General features: G+C 75.1%; 16 protein-coding genes. 9 read left to right on the forward strand and 7 right to left on the reverse strand.

Features of this window, described 5'->3' with window-relative positions; genetic code table 11:
* Nucleotides 1-172 precede the first annotated feature (172 nt).
* From E7744_RS02375 to E7744_RS02385, 3 genes are all read left to right on the forward strand, one after another.
* Nucleotides 173-1,180: a serine hydrolase gene (locus E7744_RS02375; protein ID WP_137772737.1), complete on the forward strand. Its 1,008-nt coding sequence runs from the start codon at nt 173-175 to the stop codon at nt 1,178-1,180.
* Nucleotides 1,181-1,287: 107 nt separating this feature from the next.
* Nucleotides 1,288-1,995, forward strand: a complete 708-nt coding sequence (locus E7744_RS02380) for a response regulator (protein WP_137772738.1) — start codon at nt 1,288-1,290, stop codon at nt 1,993-1,995.
* Nucleotides 1,996-2,004: 9 nt separating this feature from the next.
* Nucleotides 2,005-3,195 carry a serine hydrolase gene (locus E7744_RS02385; RefSeq protein ID WP_137772739.1) on the forward strand — a complete coding sequence of 397 codons (1,191 nt, stop codon included), beginning with the start codon at nt 2,005-2,007 and terminating at the stop codon, nt 3,193-3,195.
* A gap of 130 nt (nt 3,196-3,325) precedes the next feature.
* Here the strand turns inward: E7744_RS02385 and E7744_RS02390 are convergent, their stop codons facing one another.
* The gene (locus E7744_RS02390; RefSeq protein ID WP_137772740.1) at nt 3,326-3,844 is read right to left on the reverse strand and encodes a flavodoxin/nitric oxide synthase; all 519 of its coding nucleotides are present in this window, start codon (nt 3,842-3,844) and stop codon (nt 3,326-3,328) included.
* A 114-nt stretch (nt 3,845-3,958) separates the two neighbouring features.
* A complete protein-coding gene (locus E7744_RS02395; RefSeq protein ID WP_137772741.1) occupies nt 3,959-4,660 on the reverse strand; it encodes an SDR family oxidoreductase in 702 nt (233 codons plus the stop codon).
* 83 nt (nt 4,661-4,743) lie between these two features.
* Between E7744_RS02395 and E7744_RS02400 the strand changes: the two genes are divergently transcribed.
* Entirely contained in the window at nt 4,744-6,129 is a 1,386-nt protein-coding gene (locus tag E7744_RS02400; protein ID WP_137772742.1) for an aldehyde dehydrogenase, read from the forward strand.
* Nucleotides 6,130-6,174: 45 nt separating this feature from the next.
* Here E7744_RS02400 and E7744_RS02405 read toward each other — a convergent pair whose 3' ends face one another.
* From E7744_RS02405 to E7744_RS02415, 3 genes are all read right to left on the reverse strand, one after another.
* On the reverse strand, nt 6,175-6,768 hold the full coding sequence (locus E7744_RS02405) for a cyclodeaminase/cyclohydrolase family protein (protein WP_137772743.1): 594 nt from the start codon (nt 6,766-6,768) through the stop codon (nt 6,175-6,177).
* Nucleotides 6,769-6,949: 181 nt separating this feature from the next.
* Nucleotides 6,950-7,594: a hypothetical protein gene (locus E7744_RS02410; RefSeq protein WP_137772744.1), complete on the reverse strand. Its 645-nt coding sequence runs from the start codon at nt 7,592-7,594 to the stop codon at nt 6,950-6,952.
* Between the two features lie 95 nt (nt 7,595-7,689).
* Nucleotides 7,690-8,481, reverse strand: a complete 792-nt coding sequence (locus E7744_RS02415; RefSeq protein WP_246858517.1) for an alpha/beta fold hydrolase — start codon at nt 8,479-8,481, stop codon at nt 7,690-7,692.
* A 379-nt stretch (nt 8,482-8,860) separates the two neighbouring features.
* Here E7744_RS02415 and E7744_RS02420 point away from each other — a divergent pair, with 379 nt between their 5' ends.
* Together E7744_RS02420 and E7744_RS02425 are read left to right on the forward strand one after the other, a co-directional pair.
* On the forward strand, nt 8,861-9,256 hold the full coding sequence (locus tag E7744_RS02420) for a cytoplasmic protein (RefSeq protein WP_246858518.1): 396 nt from the start codon (nt 8,861-8,863) through the stop codon (nt 9,254-9,256).
* 289 nt (nt 9,257-9,545) lie between these two features.
* Nucleotides 9,546-9,770 (forward strand): DUF2945 domain-containing protein, encoded by a 225-nt coding sequence (locus tag E7744_RS02425; RefSeq protein ID WP_137772745.1) that lies wholly within the window; start codon nt 9,546-9,548, stop codon nt 9,768-9,770.
* 95 nt (nt 9,771-9,865) lie between these two features.
* Here E7744_RS02425 and E7744_RS02430 read toward each other — a convergent pair whose 3' ends face one another.
* Nucleotides 9,866-11,011 (reverse strand): acyl-CoA dehydrogenase family protein, encoded by a 1,146-nt coding sequence (locus E7744_RS02430; protein WP_137772746.1) that lies wholly within the window; start codon nt 11,009-11,011, stop codon nt 9,866-9,868.
* A gap of 79 nt (nt 11,012-11,090) precedes the next feature.
* Nucleotides 11,091-12,011: a helix-turn-helix domain-containing protein gene (locus E7744_RS02435; protein WP_137772747.1), complete on the reverse strand. Its 921-nt coding sequence runs from the start codon at nt 12,009-12,011 to the stop codon at nt 11,091-11,093.
* A 75-nt stretch (nt 12,012-12,086) separates the two neighbouring features.
* On the opposite strand from E7744_RS02435, the gene E7744_RS02440 reads away from it, so the two are divergent.
* The 3 genes from E7744_RS02440 (at nt 12,087) to E7744_RS02450 (ending at nt 17,401) form a co-directional block, all read left to right on the forward strand.
* Nucleotides 12,087-12,491, forward strand: a complete 405-nt coding sequence (locus E7744_RS02440; protein WP_137772748.1) for a hypothetical protein — start codon at nt 12,087-12,089, stop codon at nt 12,489-12,491.
* 124 nt (nt 12,492-12,615) lie between these two features.
* Nucleotides 12,616-13,800, forward strand: coding sequence for an AI-2E family transporter (locus E7744_RS02445; RefSeq protein ID WP_137772749.1), 1,185 nt, complete (start codon nt 12,616-12,618; stop codon nt 13,798-13,800).
* Nucleotides 13,801-13,867: 67 nt separating this feature from the next.
* The gene (locus tag E7744_RS02450) at nt 13,868-17,401 is read left to right on the forward strand and encodes a DEAD/DEAH box helicase (RefSeq protein WP_137772750.1); all 3,534 of its coding nucleotides are present in this window, start codon (nt 13,868-13,870) and stop codon (nt 17,399-17,401) included.
* The last annotated feature ends 4 nt before the right edge of the window (nt 17,402-17,405 follow it).

The raw sequence follows: 17,405 nt of genomic DNA on the forward strand, positions 1-17,405 counted from the left end.
TGCTCCGGGCGGGGACCACGCCGGGCCGCTGGCTCCGGGGCCAGGGCCGCCCGCGCTGCCCATCGTAGGGATCGCCGACGAGGCCGCACCATTGACCGAAGGTCCATGTCCCGCTCCCGCCGGCCGTCTCGCTACGCTGGGCACCGCCGTCACCCGCACCAAAGGGAGCCCCATGGACGTCCTCGCGCTGGACCGCCGCCTCACCGCCCTCGCCGAGGGCGCCCCCTGCGCGCTGCACTACCGCATCGTCCTCCTGGACCCGACGCCGGCCGGGCACCCCGCCCTCCCGGCCGCCGGTCCGGCGGCGCCCACCACCGCACCCCCGGCGGCCACCGCCGGTGCCCCGGCACCCGCCGCCGGCCGGACGCTGTCCCGCGGCGCCGACGTCGTGGTCCCGTCCTTCTCCACCCGGAAGGTGGGGGTGCTGTGCGCGACGCTGGCGCTCGTCCGGGCCGGGCGGCTCGCGCCGGACCACCGGCTCACCGTGACCGAGGAGCTCAAGGAGGGGGTGCAGGCCGGGATCCTGCGCAGCCTCTCCGCGGGGATCGAGCTGGGGCTGCGCGACTGCCTCGTGCAGATGATGGCGACCTCGGACAACGTCTGCACGCGGCTGGTCTTCGAGGCCATCGGCAGCGCGGTGGCGCCCGGCGCGGACCGGGCCGCCGCCGAGGCCGAGGCGCTGCAGTACGTCAACGACTACTGCGCGTGGGCCGGGATGCGGGCCACGTGGCACCGCGAGACCTTCCCGCGCACGGGGGACCTGGCGTGGTCGCACCCGCTCGACGCCGTCACCGTGACCACCGCCGCGGACCAGGCGCACCTGCTGACCCTGCTCGCCACGGGGACCACCGACCCCCGGGCCGCCGCCCGGCTGCAGCTGGCGCCGGAGGACTGCCGGGCGGCGATCGGGCTGATGCGCGGCATCGCCACCCCGCGCCTCGGCGCCGCGACGGAGCGGATCGCCTTCGCCGAGAAGAACGGCCGGGGCCTGCGCTCGCTGTCCCAGGTGGGCATCGCGCTGGACGGGCGGGGCGCGGCGCGGGCCGCCGTCGCCGCCTACGCCGAGACGGTCCCCACGCGGCTGCCCGACGGGGTGCCCGGGCGCAACGCCGTGTTCGACGTCTTCGCCGAGCTGGGGCTCGCGGTGCAGGAGGCGGTCGAGCCGCGGCACCGAGCGTGACCGGCACCGGGTCCGGGCGACGACGCGGCCTCCCCACCGCGGCGCCGACTGCGGACAATGGCGTCAGGACCGCTGCCGCCCGCGGCCCGCACGAGGAGGGCGAACCGGTGACGCCAGACCAGTGGTCCCAGCTCATCACGGCCGGTGCCGCCGTGCTCTCGGCCGTCGCGTGGCCGCTGGTCGTGGTGGTCCTCGTGCTGGCCGTCCTGCGGCGCTTCGGCGCGGACCTGATCGCCAAGTTCAACGCCTCCGACCAGGCCACGGTGCAGGTCGGGAGCTTCCAGCTGGACCTCAGGCGCAGGGTGGAGGCCGGCGTCGCCCTCGCGGTGGCCACCGAGCAGCGGGGCGCCGCCCCGATGGACCCGGCGGGCATCGCCGAGGCCGTCATGGCCCCGGGCACCCGCGCGGGCGGCCGCGAGGGGCTCCAGGGGGCGCGGATCCTGTGGGTCGACGACCGGCCGGAGAACAACCGCTACGAACGGCAGGTGTTCGAGGCGCTCGGCGCCGCGGTGGACACGGCGCTGTCCACCGAGGACGCGCTGGAGAGGCTGCGGCAGCGGGGTGCCGACCTGGTCATCTCGGACATGGGCCGCCCGGGCGACCGGTCCGCGGGCTACACCCTGCTGGAGCGGCTGCGCGCCGGGGGAGACCGCACACCCTACGTCATCTACGCCGGCGCCGGGGCCCGGCAGCAGGCCGCGGAGGCCCGGGAGCGCGGTGCCGCGGGCGCCACGGATTCCCCCGGCGAGCTGCTGTCCCTCGTCACCGCGGCACTCTCCGGCGGCCCGGCCTCCCCGCGGGCGCGCCGGTCCTAGGGTGGTGCCATGAGCGCACCCTCCCCGGCCCGCCCCGCCCCTCCCGCCCTCGGCACGCCGCTCGCGGACGTCCCGACGGCGGCGCCCGGCCTGCGCTTCGCCGTGCGGTTCCCGGGGGCACCGGCGTCCGGGGAGGAGGCCGGTGCCGCGGCGTCGCGGCCCGGCGCCGCAGCGGAGGAGGTCCGCCCCGGGCCCGCGCGGGAGGCAGTGCGCCCCGGCCTCGCCTCGGAGGCGGTGCGCCTCGGCCCCCGGGACCACGAGGCCGACCGGCCGCACGCCCTCGCCGGCACCGGGAAGCTGGTCCTCGCGCTGGCCGTGGCCCGGCTGGCCGACGACGAGCCGGGCCTGCTGGCCCAGCCCGTGGAGATCGGTGCCCGGCACCGCGCCGGCGCCCGGGCCGGGACGTTGCGGCTCATGGGTGGGGACCTGTCCCTGGCGGTCGGCGACGCGATGGCGCTGGTCGTCGGGACCGGGGACGGGGCCTGCGTGCTGGCGCTGCTCGAGGCGCTGGCCGCCCGCGGCGTGGACGTCCTGGCCGAGGCGCGACGGGCGGTGGCGGACGTGGGGCTGGCGGCCACGGAGCTGACCGGCCTGGAGGCGGGGGAGAGCTGGGGCGAGGGGCTGCTGGGCACCACGACCCCCGCGGACCTGTGCGCACTGCTGGAGCGGCTCGTCGCCGCCGGGATGCCGGTTGCCCACGGGGGCGCGCCCGCCGGGCCGCCGCGGGTCGCCCACCGGCTCGCGGCCATGGGAGAGGCCGCCGGGGCGCCCGGTGGCCCGGCCTCGCCGTCTCCGCCCGTGGCCAACCCTGCCCCGGCCACGGAGGAGGGATCCGGAGCGCCGGGCGGACCGGCGCCACTGCCTGCGCCCGTGGCCGACCGCGTCCTGGGCTGGATGGGGACGGCGTTCGAGCCGGCCGGGCTCGCGAGCGCGCTGCCGGGCTTCGGCCCGCGGACCCTCCCGCACCGCACCGTCTCCGGGTGGGAGCTGCTCGCCCCTCCCGGGGCACCCGGGTGCGCCTCCGTGCTCGTCCTGCCGGCCGGCGTCGGGACCGGGAGCCCGGCCGCCTGCGTGGCGGCCTATCACCCCGGCGCCCGGGCCGACGGATCTGCCGTGCCACCGCGGGAGCGCTCACGGACCCTGGGCGCGCTGGGCCTGGCCGTCGCCGCGGCCCGTGGCGACGCCAGCCGCCTCGGCTGAGGCGCCTCCGGACGGTCCCGGCCCGGCCGTCCGGACCCCGGAGACCCGTCCAAGCCCCGGGACCACCCCGGACATGTCCTCCGGAGCCGGACGAATGCCGGCTGGGCCGCCAGCCGCCAGCCGCCAGCCGTCAGCCGCTGACGTGCCCGGCCAGCTCGGCGCCCCAGGCCTTGGCCCGGTCGATCTCGTCGTGCTTGAGCGGGCCGGCGGTGTCCTCGACCCAGAACGTCTCCCCGCGCTCCACGTGCTGGAAGCCGCGGTGCTGCAGCGCCTTCAGTGCGCTCTTGGCCGCCGAGCCGGGCAGGCCGGGGACCTTGACGCGCGTGTCGAAGGTGTACACCGGCACATCGGGCCGGGCCTGCACTGACTCGATCCACTCGCGGATGCCGGACTCGGACGGCTCGTGCGCGGTGGCGCCCTGCTCGTGCGCCCCCTCCCGGGTCCGTTCCCGTGTCATGGAGAAGGCATGCGTGGGACCGCCCACCAGCAGCAGGCGCACCTCCGCGGGGATCTGCGGGCCGGCGTCGGCGGCGTCCACCACCTCGACGGCGGCGCCCCCGCCGAGGGCGTCGTGCAGTCCCTCGGCCACGGCGTCCGCCGCGTGCCGGGTGTTGCCGAACTGCGATTCCACGATGATCAGCACGCTCATGACGACCTCCGGACCGGTGCGATGCCGCCAGTGTAGGAAGCCGCCGGGCGGCCGGTGAAGGCCCGGCCGCCCCCTGGCCTCAGGTGATCCGGACGGTGACCCGCGGTCGCCGGCTCACGGCCAGGACGGCTCCTCGGCGTGGGCGATGAACAGCTCGCGCACCTCGCAGCCGGCCGGCTGGGACAGCGCGAACAGCACGGCGTTGGCCACGTTCTGCGGGTCGTTGAGCTGGGAGTCGTCCTGCGGCTTGTACTGCTCCGTGCGGTCGTCGAAGAACCGGGTCTTCATGCCGCCGGGGATGAGCTGGGTGACGCCCACCTCGCCCTTGAGCTCCGCCGCCAGGGCCTGCGTGAAGCCCAGGACGCCGAACTTGGAGGCGCAGTAGGCGGTCGCGTCTGAGACGCCCTTGAGGGCCAGCGTGGAGGCCACGGTGACGATCCGGCCGCGCGAGGCCCGCAGCGCCGGCAGCGCCGCGCGGACCGTGGAGACGGTGCCGAACAGGTTCACGCCCACCACCAGTTCCCAGTCCTCCACGGACACGTCCTCGAGGCGGCCGCAGCGGTCGATGCCCGCGGCGGTCACGACGGCGTCCAGGCCCCCGGCCTCCTCGGCCGCCGTGCGCACGGCCTCGGTGACCGCGGCGGTGTCCGCCACGTCCACCTGGTAGGCGGGCACCCCGGACACGGCGCTGATGTCCCGGTCCAGGACGATCGGCGTGCCGCCGTGCTCGCGCACCGCCGCCACGATCGCGGCGCCGAGGCCGGAGGCGCCACCGGTGACCAGGACGCGGCCGGGGTTGGGGGACTGGGAGATCATGCGTGGTCCTCTCATCGGGAAGGGCCGCCCCCGCGGCGGCCCGACTTCCCCCACCGTAACGGAGGGCCGGTAGGGTCGGATCCATGACCACCACCGCCACCGCCCCTGCAGAGATCACCGTGCTCAGCCCCCACGACGGCTCCGTCGTCGGGACGCTGCCCTGCGCCGGCGAGGACGAGGTCCGCGCCGCCGTCGCCACCGCCCGGTCCACCGCCCGGGACTGGGCCCGCACCAGCCCGGAGGAGCGCGGCCGCATCCTGCGCGCCGCCGCCGACGCCCTGGCCGAGCACGCGCAGGAGCTGGCCGAGCTGAACACCCGGGAGACGGGCAAGCTGGCCGGCGAGGCCCTCGGCGGCGTGATGGCCGGCGTCGGGACCCTGCACCAGTACGCCGAGCTGGGCCCGGTGCACCGCGGCCGCAGCCTGCGCGGCTCCGCGCTCGCCGCGGACTGGACCGTGGCCGAACCCCGCGGCGTGGTCGCCGCGATCACCCCGTGGAACGACCCCGTGGCCGTGGCCGCGGGCCTGCTGGGCGCCGCGATCGTCACCGGCAACACCGTGGTCCACAAGCCCTCCGAGCGCTGCCCGCACACCGGGGCGCGCCTGGGCGAGATCCTCGCCGCCGCGCTGCCCGAGGGCGTGCTCGTCACCGTCACCGGCGGCCCGGAGACGGGGCGGCTGGTGACGTCCAGCCCGGACGTGGACATGGTCGCCCACGTCGGTTCCACGGAGACCGGCCAGGCGATCGCCCGCGCCGCCCTGGAGACCGGCGCCCACGTGATCCGCGAGAACGGCGGCAACGACCCGCTCGTGGTGGACGAGGACGTGGACCCGGCCTGGGCCGCCGAGCAGGCCGCGATCGGCGCGTTCACCAATGCCGGCCAGATCTGCACCTCCGTGGAGCGCGTCTACGTCCACCGGGCGATCGCGGAGCCGTTCCTGGCGGCGCTCACCGCCGAGGCCGAGCGCCGCTCGGCCGACCCGGAGCTGCTGGCCCCCCTCGTGGACCGCCGCCTACGCGAGACCGTCCACGGGCACGTGACCGAGGCCGTCGCCGCCGGGGGCACCGTGCTCGCCGGCGGGGAGGTGCCCGCGGGAGAGGGCTCGGCCTACCCCGCCACCGTGCTGCGCGACTGCACGCAGGAGATGACCGTGATGCGCGAGGAGACCTTCGGCCCCGTGGCCCCGGTGTGCGTGGTGGACGGCTTCGAGGAGGGGCTGCGGCTGGCCGCCGAGGGCCGCTACGGGCTGGCCGCCACCGTGCTGACGGGGTCGATCGCGCACGCCCAGCAGGCCGTGGCCGAGCTCGGCGTGGGCACGCTCAAGGTCAACAACGTCTTCGGCGGGGCCCCGGGCGGGGCCGCCCAGCCGCGCCGGGACAGCGGCTCCGGCTTCGGCTACGGGCCCGAGCTGCTCGACGAGATGACCGAGGTCAAGGTCGTCCACGTGGAGATGCCGCCGGCCCGGTGACGGCCGGATGAGGGTCCGGGCGGGGGCGGCAGCGCCCGGCGCCGGTCAGCCGCGGATCATCCGCCGCACCCGCGTCACCTGGGTGTCCAGCGTCTCGACGAGCCGCGCGGCCCGGGCGATGTCCTCCGCGAGCCGGAACTCGACGTCGCGGTCCTTCACCGGCGCCAGGTCCGTCTCGAGGGTGACCACCGCGGCCACCAGCCCCGCGCGCACCCCGGCGAGGGCCGTGCCCACGTCGCTGAGCACGTTCGGGTTGCACTTGTCCAGCAGCTCCCGGGCCACCTGCACGACGTCGGCCCCGATCGTCACGATCGCCCGCGGCGGTTCCGCGGCGCGCGTGATTGCCGACTGGATGCGCCGGGAGCGCTCGGCGCGCTCGTCCTCGGTGTCCTTCGGCAGCGCGAAGGCGTCCGCGACGGCGGCGAAGCCGGACTCGTCCGCGTCCGAGAGTCCCAGCGCGCTCGCGATCAGCTCCTCGCAGCGCGCGGCCAGCTCCTCGCGCTCGCTGAAGCGGGCGGCCATGGCCACGAGCGCGGCGCCCTGGGCGGTCATCAGCGCGCCGGTGGCCCCGCCGCCGGGCGTCGGCTCCCCGGAGGCCAGGCGGTTCAGGTAGTCCTCGATGCGTTCGTGACGGATCATGGCCCCATCATGCCCTGCCGCGCCACCGGCGGTCGATGGACGCCCCCGCCTGCCCGCCCGGTTCCCGCCGGATCGCCATCACCGGATGGACGATTCCTGTGGGAACGGTCCGGGGAATGGTCCATCAGGGCATGAACCGTGCGGGTGGCTGTGCCTCGGTGGCGCGGCCGCACCGTGGTGGTCAGCCGCCCAGCCGCACCGTGCTGGTCAGGGTGGTGAGCGTGGGCGAGCGCGGCGTGGAGCTGAACCCGAAGCGCGGTGGCGGGTCCATGTCCGCCAGGGCGCCGAGGTCCTGCCCGTCCCACGTCGCGCTCGATGCGGTGAGCCGGTGCAGGTCCCGGGCGGCGTACCACTCGAGGCGGTCGTTGCCGGCCGTGCCGAGGGTGCGCACGCCGGGCATGACGAGCCGGGCGACCCGGTCGCTGACCCGGGCCACGGTGAGCGTGCGCCCCAGCCGCGGCGGCACCGCGCGCAGCACGTGTCCCCAGCCGGTCCGCGCGCCGACCGTGAACTCCCAGCGCAGCGGGCCCGCGGCGACGGTCCAGCGAGCCCCCGGGCGGTCGCCCGTCCCGATCCCGTCGCCCGCGCCGCCGTCGACGGTGACCGTCACGGGGACCAGCCGGACGGCGTCGAACACGTAGGTGGCGGCCACGAACTCGGCGACCCACTCGTCCGGGGCCAGGAGCTCGCGGCGCCCGTCCGGGTGCTCGACCATGACGTCGGCGAAGGCCCCGTGCGGGCTCCGGTCCCAGGCGCCCAGCACGAGCCGGGTGCCGCCGGCGGTACCCGCCCCGGCGATGTGGCCGGTGAACCGCCACCGTTCCATGGTCGTCTCCTGCCGTCGTCGGGCGTGGCCGGCCGGTCCGCGCACCCGGGACGGACTCTATCGAGGCGGTGGGCGCCGGGGCTGCCGCGAGGGTCTCAGGTGAGGAAGTCCCGGACCGCCTCGTTGAAGGGGCCCGGGGCCTCGGCGGAGATGCCGTGCCCGGCGCCGAGGATGACCACGAGGCGTGACCCCGGGATGGCCTGCTGCAGGGCGCGCGCCACCGAGAGCGGTGAGCGCTCGTCGCGTTCGCCGTAGAGCAACAGGGTGGGCGCCGTGATGGTCGGCAGGACATCGCGCAGGTCGGCGTCGGCCATCGGGCGCAACAGGTGGAGGCACGCCGGTCGCACCGATCGGAGGAGTTCCATGGACTCGGCCACGACCTCCGGGGGCGTGGCGGCGCCGAACACCGTGTCGAGGAACGGCGGTCCCCACTCCTCCACCGGCCGCTCCAGCAGCCCTGTCATCCATTCCTTGCGCCGGGCCACCTCCTCGGGCGGCAGCGAGCCCGCCCAGCCGGCGTAGGCCGAGGCCAGGACGAGACGCCGTGCCAGGCCGGGCTGGTGGCGCTGGATCGCCAGCACGCACACGGAACCGAAGGAGAGTCCACCCAGGTCCGGGTGGTCGAGGCCCAGCGCGGCACAGAATCCCGCCATCAGGTCGGCATATCCCTCGAGGGTGAGGTCCTCGACCGGGTCGGCGGAGCCCCCGCACCCGGGGGCATCGACTGCGATGACGTCACAGTGTTCCGAGAGCCCCGCCAGCTGGTGGTGCCACTCGCGGCCGTCACTGAGCGCGCCGTGCAGGAGCACGAGGGGATGACCCCGTCCGGCGCGCCGATACGCCAGACGGACGCCGTGGACGTCGACCGTGTGCAGTGGGGGCATCATGGGCGCGCCCATTCCGCTCTCGACGGGCCGGAGGCGGTCGGGAGGCCTCGGGCGAAGAGGAACCCGGCGGACCCGGAGGGTCTCGAGGGGGTGGCCAGGGACCCCTGGACCATGGCGGCCCCGACGTCGAGAGCGGTCCGGGGGGCGCGAGCGTGCCCGCGGCCGGCCCGTGCCCGGACCGCGCTGACGACGGTGACGACTAGGAGCCGTCCGGGCATGGTCACCTCCTGGATGGGGGGAGCGGGGGCGCACCGTCCGCCGGGACCAGTAGAGCGACGGCGGCCCCCCGCGTCAATGCATGAGCGAGCGTGCCGCGCGGGGATGAGGGACCGGCGCCGAGGGGTGGCTGGGGCGCGCGGACCGGGCGCACACTGCCGCCATGAGCATGGACCCAGCCGTCACCAACCCGGACCACTATCGCGTGGTGTTCGAGAACGAGCACGTCCGGGTGCTGAGATACCACGACGAGCCGGGGGAGCGGACGACCGCGCACGAGCACCCCGACTCGGTCATGTACACCCTCAGTGCCTTCCGCCGCCGGCTGGTCTCCGGCGACCAGGAGCGTGAGGTGGAGATGGTGGCCGGGATGACCGGCTGGCTGCCGGCGCAGCGGCACATGGGGGAGAACATCGGGGACACCCCGACCGACGTGCTGTTCGTCGAGCTCAAGCACGCCGGGGCGGCCGCCGTTGACCCGGGTTCGGGGAGCGCCGGGAGCGGCGCCGATTCGAACGCCGGGGGAGACGGAGCGGACCAGCCGCTCGGACCCGGCTGAGAGGCGGGGCTCGCGCAGCCGGCACTGCTGTCGCAGGAGCCGTCATGGCCCGGAGGACATGTCCGTGAGGGGCCGCAGGGGGACAAGTCTCCTGGAGCATGACGGAGCCCGCACGGGCGTCGGACGACGGGCGCTGGGCGTTGCGCGGCGGCCGGCGGGCCTCGGGCGACGCGCACCGGACGGAAGCGAGGGGGCGCCGGGCCGGGGGGCACTGCCCCCGGGCATAGGGTGGCGGGGAAGGCCCGGTCCGGGCGTCGGCCCGCCGGGGACCACGAGCACAGGAGGTGCCATGTCCGGATCGTCGACCGACTTCTCCGTGGGAGACCACGTGAGCTGGAACTCCGAGGCCGGCCGCGTCAGCGGCAGGATCACGAAGGTGCACACGAGCGACTTCGAGTTCAAGGGGCGGACCCGCCGCGCCTCCAAGGAGGAGCCGCAGTACGAGATCGCCAGCGACAAGACCGACCACCTCGCCGCCCACAAGGGCAGCGCGCTGCGCAGGCTCTCCTCCTGAACCCTGGGCACTGGGCCCTGGGCCCCGGGTCCTGAGCCCAGCGCCCTCCTGGCCCTGGGCCCTGCGCCCGGAACGCCGCGCCCAGGGCCCCGCGTTCAGAGCCCGAGGTCGCGCCCGATGAGCTCCTTCATGATCTCGTTCGAGCCGGCCCAGATGCGGTTCACGCGCGCGTCCTTCCACGCCCGGGCCACCCGGTACTCGTTCATGTAGCCGTAGCCGCCGTAGAGCTGGACGCAGTGGTCCAGGATCTCGTTCTGCACGTCCGAGGCCCAGTACTTCGCCTTGGCCGCGTCCACGGCGGAGAGCTCCCCGGCGGTGTGGGCCATCACGGCGTCGTCCACGAAGGACTGCGTGACCTCCGCCTTGGTCACCAGCTCGGCCAGCAGGAACTTGTTGTGCTGGAAGGAGCCGATGGGCTGGCCGAAGGCCCGGCGCTCCTTGGTGTACTCGAGCGTCTCCTCGAGCACCTGCCGGGCGTGCGAGAGGCCGTACACGGCGGCGCAGAGCCGCTCCTGGGGCAGGTTGACCATCATCTGGATGAAGCCCGTGTCCACCTCGCCGATGATGTTCTCCGAGGGCACCCGCAGGGTGTCGAAGAACAGCTCGGCGGTGTCCGACTCCGGCTGGCCCACCTTGTCCAGCTTGCGGCCCCGGTGGAAGCCGTCCATGGTGGCCTCCACCCCGAACAGGGTGATGCCGCGGGCCTTCTTCTCCGGGCTGGTCCGGGCGGCGACGATCACGAAGTCCGCCGAGTAGCCGTTGGTGATGAAGGTCTTCGAGCCGTTGAGGATCCAGTCGTCGCCGTCCCGCACGGCGGTGGTGCGCAGGTTGGCCAGGTCGGAGCCGCCGGAGGGCTCGGTCATGGCGATCGCGGCGATGGTGGACCCGTCCGCGATGCCCGGCAGCCACCGCTCCTGCTGCTCGCGCGTGCCCAGCTTGACGAGGTACGGCGGGACGATGTCCGCATGGATCCCGATGCAGGAGGGCAGCGCGAAGTTGACCTTGGAGAGCTCCTCGAACAGCACGGCGTTGAACCGGTAGTCCTGCGGGTAGCCGCCGCCGAACTCCTCCGGGATCTCCAGCCCCAGCAGCCCCTGCTCGCCGGCGGCCCGCCACAGCTCGCGCGGCAGGGACTTGTCCTCGGCCCACTGCTCCACGTGGGGGGTGATGTGGCGCTTGACGAACTCGGCGACGGAGTCGCGGAAGTCCTCGTGCTCGGTCTCGAACATGCGGCGGCGCATGGCTGGTCCTCTCGGTGCTCCGGACGGGGTCCCCTGAGGTTGTCAACCGTCCCGGGGAAAAGCAATACCCGCCGGTAACTTATCCGGTCGTGTCGCGCCCCGGGGCGGGGTCGGCGGGGGATTCCGCGACGTCGGCCGGCGCCTGGGTCCCGGTGGCCGCCCCCTCCGGGGCGGGCGCCCGGTGCGGGGTCCCGACGGCGGCCGGCCCCTCGGGCGCGCCCGGCGCCTCGCCGGCGGGCAGCGGGAAGACGCTGAGGTACAGGCGGACGCGCCGCGTGGGCTCCTCGCCGGAGGGGGCGTCCGTGGCGGGCTCCTCGCCGCCTCCGGCGTGCTCGGCGGACTCCTCGACGTCCGTCTCGGCGGTCCCCTCCGCGGCATCCTCGTCCACCGGCTGGGCACCCGGGGCGACGTCGGCCGGGCCGAGGTGCCGGGCGACCACGGCCATGAGCTCCTCCGTCAGGGCGCGCGCCTGGGCCGCGGTCAGTGACCGGGTGGTGGTGTTGTCCACCGAGGCCTCGATCCACTCCCGGTCCTCGGTGGTCTCCACGGACAGCCAGCGGGCCAGGGCGTCGGCGCGCTCGTGGAGGCGGTTGCGCATCATCGCCTCGATCGCCGGGCGGTTGGCCTCGTCCTGGGCGAGGTCGAAGGTCGGCACCGCGAAGCCCAGGGGCTTCCACCAGCGCTCGCGGCCCGTGCCGCGGCCCGGGTCCTCCGCCACGAAGCCGTGCTTCTCCAGCTGGCGCAGGTGGTAGCTGGTCTGTCCCGTGCTCTCGCCGAGGTGCCGGGCCAGGGCCGTGGCGGTGGCCGCGCCCACGTCGGTCAGGTGGGAGTAGATGGCCATCCGCAGTGGGTGGGCGAAGGCCTTCATCGCCTGCGCGTCCACGGTGCGCGGGGCGGTGCCGGGGAAGCGGGCCGACCCCGCGGCCGCGGGGTCCGGCGAGTCCGGCCCCGAGGGGGCGGACTCCGGGGCGCCGGGCGCGCTCGACTTGTCGGAGGGCATGATGCAGAGGTACCTTTGCATAGACATCTTTGCAAAGAAATCTCTGCAAAGTCTTCTCGGCACCAGTCTACGGAGATGATTCCCTTGCTGCGATCCAGCCTGGACGCACCCGCCGCCTGCCCGCCGGCCGTCGCGACGGCCTCGGCCCCCTCGACCTCCCGGGCCGAGCGCGCCCTCGAGGCGGAGGCCCCGGCACCCGGCGCCGTGCCGGCCGCCGACTCCAGCGGTCCGTCGCCCACGCCCCGCGTCACCGCCCCCGTGGGTGCCGCCGACCCCGCCACGGCCCGGCGGGCGGGCGCGGTCCTGGCCGCGGCCGCCGAGGCCACCGGCACCCCGAGGCGTCGTTCGCGGGGCTGGCTGTCCCGTCGCGGCACCGCCGCCCGTCGCCCCCGCCCGGTCGCCCCCGACCCGCGGGACGCGGAGGCGACGCACCGCATCTGGCGCGCCGCCGTCGTCGGCGGAGGCCCCGGCCTGCGCTGAGCCGGGCAGCCCGGCGCCCTGCCACGGGGTGCCGGGCCGCTCGGGCGCGACGCCGGCGGGCCGGGATCGGAACGGGACCGGCCGGCCGCCGTCGGGCCCACGGGCGGGCCGTAGACTGCAGGACGTGGAGAGCGCAGAGACCACCGGCCGCGGGGCCGGCACGGAGGCCGGTCCGGGGGCCGACGTCGACCCCCGCCCCAACCGCGTCTGGCCCCGGTTCCTCGTCATCGTGCTGAGCCTGGCCGGACTGGTCATCGCGCTGCAGTTCGTGCAGGGGCTGCAGGGCATCATCGGACCGGTGTTCCTGGGCCTGAACCTCGTGATCATCGCCTACCCGCTGCAGTCGTGGCTGATCGGCCGGGGCGTGCACCGCTTCGTGGGAGCCTCGATCACGGTGGCGCTGGTCGTCGTCGTGCTGCTGGTGTTCCTCGGGCTGATCCTGTGGTCGGCCTCCGAGCTCGTGCTGGCCCTGCCGCAGTACAGCGAGCAGTTCACGGACCTCTACGACGGCGTCATCGCCTGGATCGGCAGCTTCGGCGTCACCCCGGACATGGTGCTGGAGCAGCTGTCCGGGCTGAACATGTCCACGGTGATGTCCACCCTCACGGGCGTGCTCACGGCGCTGCTGTCCAACCTCACCGCGATCGTGGGCCTGCTGGCCACCGTGGTGATGGCCGTGTTCTTCCTCGCCATGGACTCGGTGGCCGTGGAGCGCCGGATGGCGCTGCTCAACACCGCCCAGTACGAGCTCGGCCGGGCCCTGGGCGCGTTCGCCCAGGGGGTGCGGCGGTACTGGGTGGTCACCACCCTGTTCGGCCTGATCGTGGCGCTGCTGGACGTCGTGGCCCTCATGGCGATCGGCGTGCCGATGATCTGGGTGTGGGGCGTGCTGAGCTTCCTGACCAACTACATCCCCAACATCGGCTTCATCATCGGCATGATCCCGCCCGCGCTGCTCGGCCTCGTGGAGGGCGGCTGGGGCGCGTTCTTCGGGGTGATCGTGGCCTACTCGGTGCTGAACTTCGTCATCCAGTCGATCATCCAGCCCAAGTTCACGGGCGACGCCGTGGGGGTCATCCCCACCATCTCGTTCCTGTCCCTGCTCTTCTGGGCGTGGATCCTCGGCCCGCTCGGTGCCATCCTGGCCCTGCCGGCCACCCTGTTGCTCAAGGCCATCATGATCGACGCCGATCCGCAATCCCGCTGGATCAACGCCTTCATCGCCTCGGACCTGCGCGGCATGGAGGCCCGCAGCCGCCGGGCGTCCCGGCGGCTGCTGGCGGAGGCCCCTGCACAGCAGTCCGCGTGAGGGCGGGCGTCCCCCGCCGGCCCGCCCCGTTGCCGGACCGGCCGGCGGCGCGTGAAACCATGGAGCGATGACCGCCCGCACCGCCCTGCCCTATGTCGCCGACCAGGAGATCGTCTCCCTGGTGGGGGCCGCGGCGGCCGCCAAGGGCAAGGCCTACGCGCGCCAGGGCGCGGTGACCGGCCTGCAGTGGGATCCCCCCGCGGTCACGGACCCGGGCGCCGGGATCCCCACGGGCGCCGCCCCGGCGGGAGCCCTGGCCACCCTGACCGGATCGGTCCAGGGCAACGACCCGCTGCCCTACGAGACCTACGTGCTGCTGAAGCCGGCCCGGGCCGCCCAGGCCGCCGCCATGCCCGATCCCTGGACGCCGGTCCGCGGCGGCTGCACCTGCCCCGTCCGCAACGACTGCAAGCACGGCGCCGCCCTGCTCTATGCGGCCACCACCGAGTCGATCCGCCGGCACCTGCGGCCCCAGGCGGCCGGCGCGCCGGCCGTGGAGGGCTGGGGCGAGGTGCACCGCTTCACCGAGGGGGCCGGGGCGGCGTCCGACGGCGGCGCCGGCGAGGAGCCCGCGGACTGGCGGGCGGTGCTCGGCGGCCTCGCCGGGGACGGCCCCGCCGAGCACGCCGAGGACCCCGTGGGGATCGGCGTGGAGCTGTTCGCCGAGCCGCGCAGCGCGATGCGCCGGCGCTGGGGCGCCGCCCCGGCCACCGTGGCCGACGTCCGGGAGGGCGCCGCGCTGCAGGTGCACCTGCGCCCCATGCGCCGGGGCTCGCGGGACAACTGGATCAAGGGCGGGCTGACCTGGAAGAAGTTCCAGTACGGGGGCCTGCGGCACCAGCTGCGCGAGGACCACGTGGAGCTGCTGGGGCAGTTCTACCGGCTGTTCCTCGCCGAGCGGCCCCACCAGTCCCTCGGCACGGACGACACCCTCCGGCTCGACCAGCTCTCGGGCCCGGCGGCCTGGCAGTTGCTCGCCCGGGCCCGGCAGGCCGGCATCGAGTTCATCGGCCAGGGCGTGGTGGGGGAGGTGGTCCTGGCCGAGCCGGCCACGCTGCGCCTGGACGTGAGCCGGGACGCGGACCTCGCCGTCGCCCCCGTGGTGGAGTCGGCCGGGCAGCCCGTGCCGGGGGCGCGGGCGGCCGGCACCGGCGGCTTCCTCGCCGTCGAGGTGCCCGACGACGCGCCCCAGTGGGGTGCCCCGGTGCGCCTGACGCTCGTCCCGGCGGCGCAGACGGTGCCGCGGCCCGTGCTGGACCTGCTGGGCCGCGGGGAGTCGCTGCGCATCCCGCAGCAGGAGGCCGAGGAGTTCTTCTACGACGTCTACCCCCGGCTGTCCCGCCTCATGCCCGTGGACAGCGCCGACGGCACCGTGGAGTTCCCCGAGGTCCCCGCCCCCGAGCTGCGCCTGGCGGTCCGCTACGGCCGGGACCACCGGGCCAGCCTCGAGTGGAGCTGGCTGTACTGGGGCCCGCGCCGCGAGCTGCCGCTGGAGGTCCGGCGGTCCCGCTCGCGGGGCGGCTGGTCCCCGACCGGCTACTCCGGGCGCGCCCGGAACCCCGGGGCGGAACGGGACATCGAGCACGAGGACGCCGTGCTGGACCGCGTCCAGGAGCACTGGGCGCCGGGCGGGTCCGGCGGCCTCCAGCACCTGGCCGGCGCCGAGACGGCCCGGTTCGTGGAGCACGTGCTGCCGGCGCTGTCCGCGCTGGAGCACGTCACGGTCACCGAGCAGGGCGAGAGGCCGGACTACCAGGAGCTCACGGACGACCCGCTCGTGCGCGTCACCCAGGTCCAGTCGGCCCGCCCGAACGAGAACGACTGGTACGACCTGGGCTTCGAGATCACCATCGGCGGGCAGCTCATGCCGTTCACCGCGGTGTTCACGGCCCTCGCGCGCGGCGAGAAGGCCCTCGTGCTGGACGACGGGACGTACTTCCGCCTGGACCACCCCTCCTTCGAGCGGCTGCGGGACCTCATCGCGGAGGCCGAGGTGATGGGGGACTGGACCGCCGAGGCGCCGCGGATCACCAAGTACGACGTGGCCCTGTGGGAGGAGTTCGAGGACCTCGCCCACGAGTCCGTCGAGGCGGTGGCCTGGCGCGAGTCCGTGGGCGCCCTCAAGGACCTCCGGGAGATCCCGACGCCGGCCGTGCCCGCCGGCCTCGACGCCACCCTGCGGCCCTACCAGCTCGAGGGCTTCGCGTGGCTGTCCTTCCTCCACGACCACGGCCTCGGCGGCATCCTCGCCGACGACATGGGCCTGGGCAAGACGGTGCAGACCCTGGCGCTCATGGTGCGCGCGCGGGACCGGGCGCCCGCGGGGACGCCGCCGTTCCTCGTGGTGGCGCCGTCCTCGGTGCTGTCCGTCTGGCGGGACGAGGCCGCGCGCTTCGCGCCGGGGCTGGCACTGCGCGTGCTGGACACCACCGCGGCCAAGCGCGGCACGACGGTCGCCGCGGAGGTGGCGGGGGCCGACGTCGTGATCACCAGCTACACCCTGCTGCGGCTGGACTCGGAGCAGTTCACCGCGCTCGACTGGGACGGGCTGGTGCTGGACGAGGCGCAGTTCGTGAAGAACCGCTCGGCCAAGGCGCACCAGGCGGCCAAGGCCGTCCGCGCGCCGTTCCGGCTGGCCATCACGGGCACCCCGATGGAGAACTCCCTGTCCGACCTGTGGGCGCTGCTGTCCCTCACCGCCTCGGGCCTGTTCCCCTCGCCCACCGTGTTCCGCCAGGAGTACCTCAAGCCGATCGAGTCCCCGGACCCCTCCGAGGACGGCGCGCGGTTCGCCGCGGAGCGGATGGCCCGGCTGCGGCGGCGGATCCGGCCGTTCATGCTGCGCCGCACCAAGGAGCTCGTCGCCTCGGACCTGCCGCCCAAGCAGGAGCAGGTCTCCCACGTGGAGCTGGTCCCCCGGCACCGCCGCCTCTACGACCAGGTGCTCCAGCGCGAGCGCAAGAAGGTCCTCGGGCTGCTGGAGAACATGGAGGAGAACCGCTTCGTCATCTTCCGCTCGCTCACCCTGCTGCGAATGCTCGCCCTGGACCCGGCGATCGTGGACGAGGAGCACGCCGCCGTTCCCTCGTCCAAGCTGGAGGCGCTCATGCTCCAGCTCGAGGAGATCGTCGCCGAGGGGCACCGGGTGATCATCTTCAGCCAGTTCACCTCGTTCCTGACCCGGGTGGGGGACCGACTGGCCGACCGCGGCGTGGACTTCGCCTACCTGGACGGCTCCACGCGGAACCGCTCGGAGGTCATCGAGCGGTTCAAGCAGGGCAGCGCCCCGGCGTTCCTCATCAGCCTCAAGGCCGGCGGCTTCGGCCTGACCCTGACCGAGGCGGACTACGTGTTCCTGCTGGACCCGTGGTGGAACCCCGCCACGGAGGCCCAGGCCGTGGACCGCGCCCACCGGATCGGCCAGGAGCGCACCGTGATGGTCTACCGGATGGTCGCCGAGCGCACGATCGAGGACAAGGTGCTGGCCCTGCAGCAGCGCAAGGCGGCCCTGTTCTCCTCGCTCACCGACGGGGACACGGCCTTCGCCAGCACCATCACCGCCGACGACGTCCGGGAGCTGTTCGCCCCGGACCGGGACTGAGCCT

Source organism: Citricoccus sp. SGAir0253 (assembly GCF_005877055.1).
GTDB lineage: Bacteria > Actinomycetota > Actinomycetes > Actinomycetales > Micrococcaceae > Citricoccus.

Coding starts and splice junctions, on each gene's coding strand:
- E7744_RS02375 (WP_137772737.1), top strand. CDS start 173: ATGGACGTCCTCGCGCTGGACCGCCGCCTCACCGCCCTCGCCGAGGGC.
- E7744_RS02385 (WP_137772739.1), top strand. CDS start 2,005: ATGAGCGCACCCTCCCCGGCCCGCCCCGCCCCTCCCGCCCTCGGCACG.
- E7744_RS02390 (WP_137772740.1), bottom strand. CDS start 3,844: ATGAGCGTGCTGATCATCGTGGAATCGCAGTTCGGCAACACCCGGCAC.
- E7744_RS02395 (WP_137772741.1), bottom strand. CDS start 4,660: ATGATCTCCCAGTCCCCCAACCCCGGCCGCGTCCTGGTCACCGGTGGC.
- E7744_RS02400 (WP_137772742.1), top strand. CDS start 4,744: ATGACCACCACCGCCACCGCCCCTGCAGAGATCACCGTGCTCAGCCCC.
- E7744_RS02405 (WP_137772743.1), bottom strand. CDS start 6,768: ATGATCCGTCACGAACGCATCGAGGACTACCTGAACCGCCTGGCCTCC.
- E7744_RS02410 (WP_137772744.1), bottom strand. CDS start 7,594: ATGGAACGGTGGCGGTTCACCGGCCACATCGCCGGGGCGGGTACCGCC.
- E7744_RS02415 (WP_246858517.1), bottom strand. CDS start 8,481: ATGATGCCCCCACTGCACACGGTCGACGTCCACGGCGTCCGTCTGGCG.
- E7744_RS02420 (WP_246858518.1), top strand. CDS start 8,861: ATGAGCATGGACCCAGCCGTCACCAACCCGGACCACTATCGCGTGGTG.
- E7744_RS02425 (WP_137772745.1), top strand. CDS start 9,546: ATGTCCGGATCGTCGACCGACTTCTCCGTGGGAGACCACGTGAGCTGG.
- E7744_RS02430 (WP_137772746.1), bottom strand. CDS start 11,011: ATGCGCCGCCGCATGTTCGAGACCGAGCACGAGGACTTCCGCGACTCC.
- E7744_RS02435 (WP_137772747.1), bottom strand. CDS start 12,011: ATGCCCTCCGACAAGTCGAGCGCGCCCGGCGCCCCGGAGTCCGCCCCC.
- E7744_RS02440 (WP_137772748.1), top strand. CDS start 12,087: ATGATTCCCTTGCTGCGATCCAGCCTGGACGCACCCGCCGCCTGCCCG.
- E7744_RS02450 (WP_137772750.1), top strand. CDS start 13,868: ATGACCGCCCGCACCGCCCTGCCCTATGTCGCCGACCAGGAGATCGTC.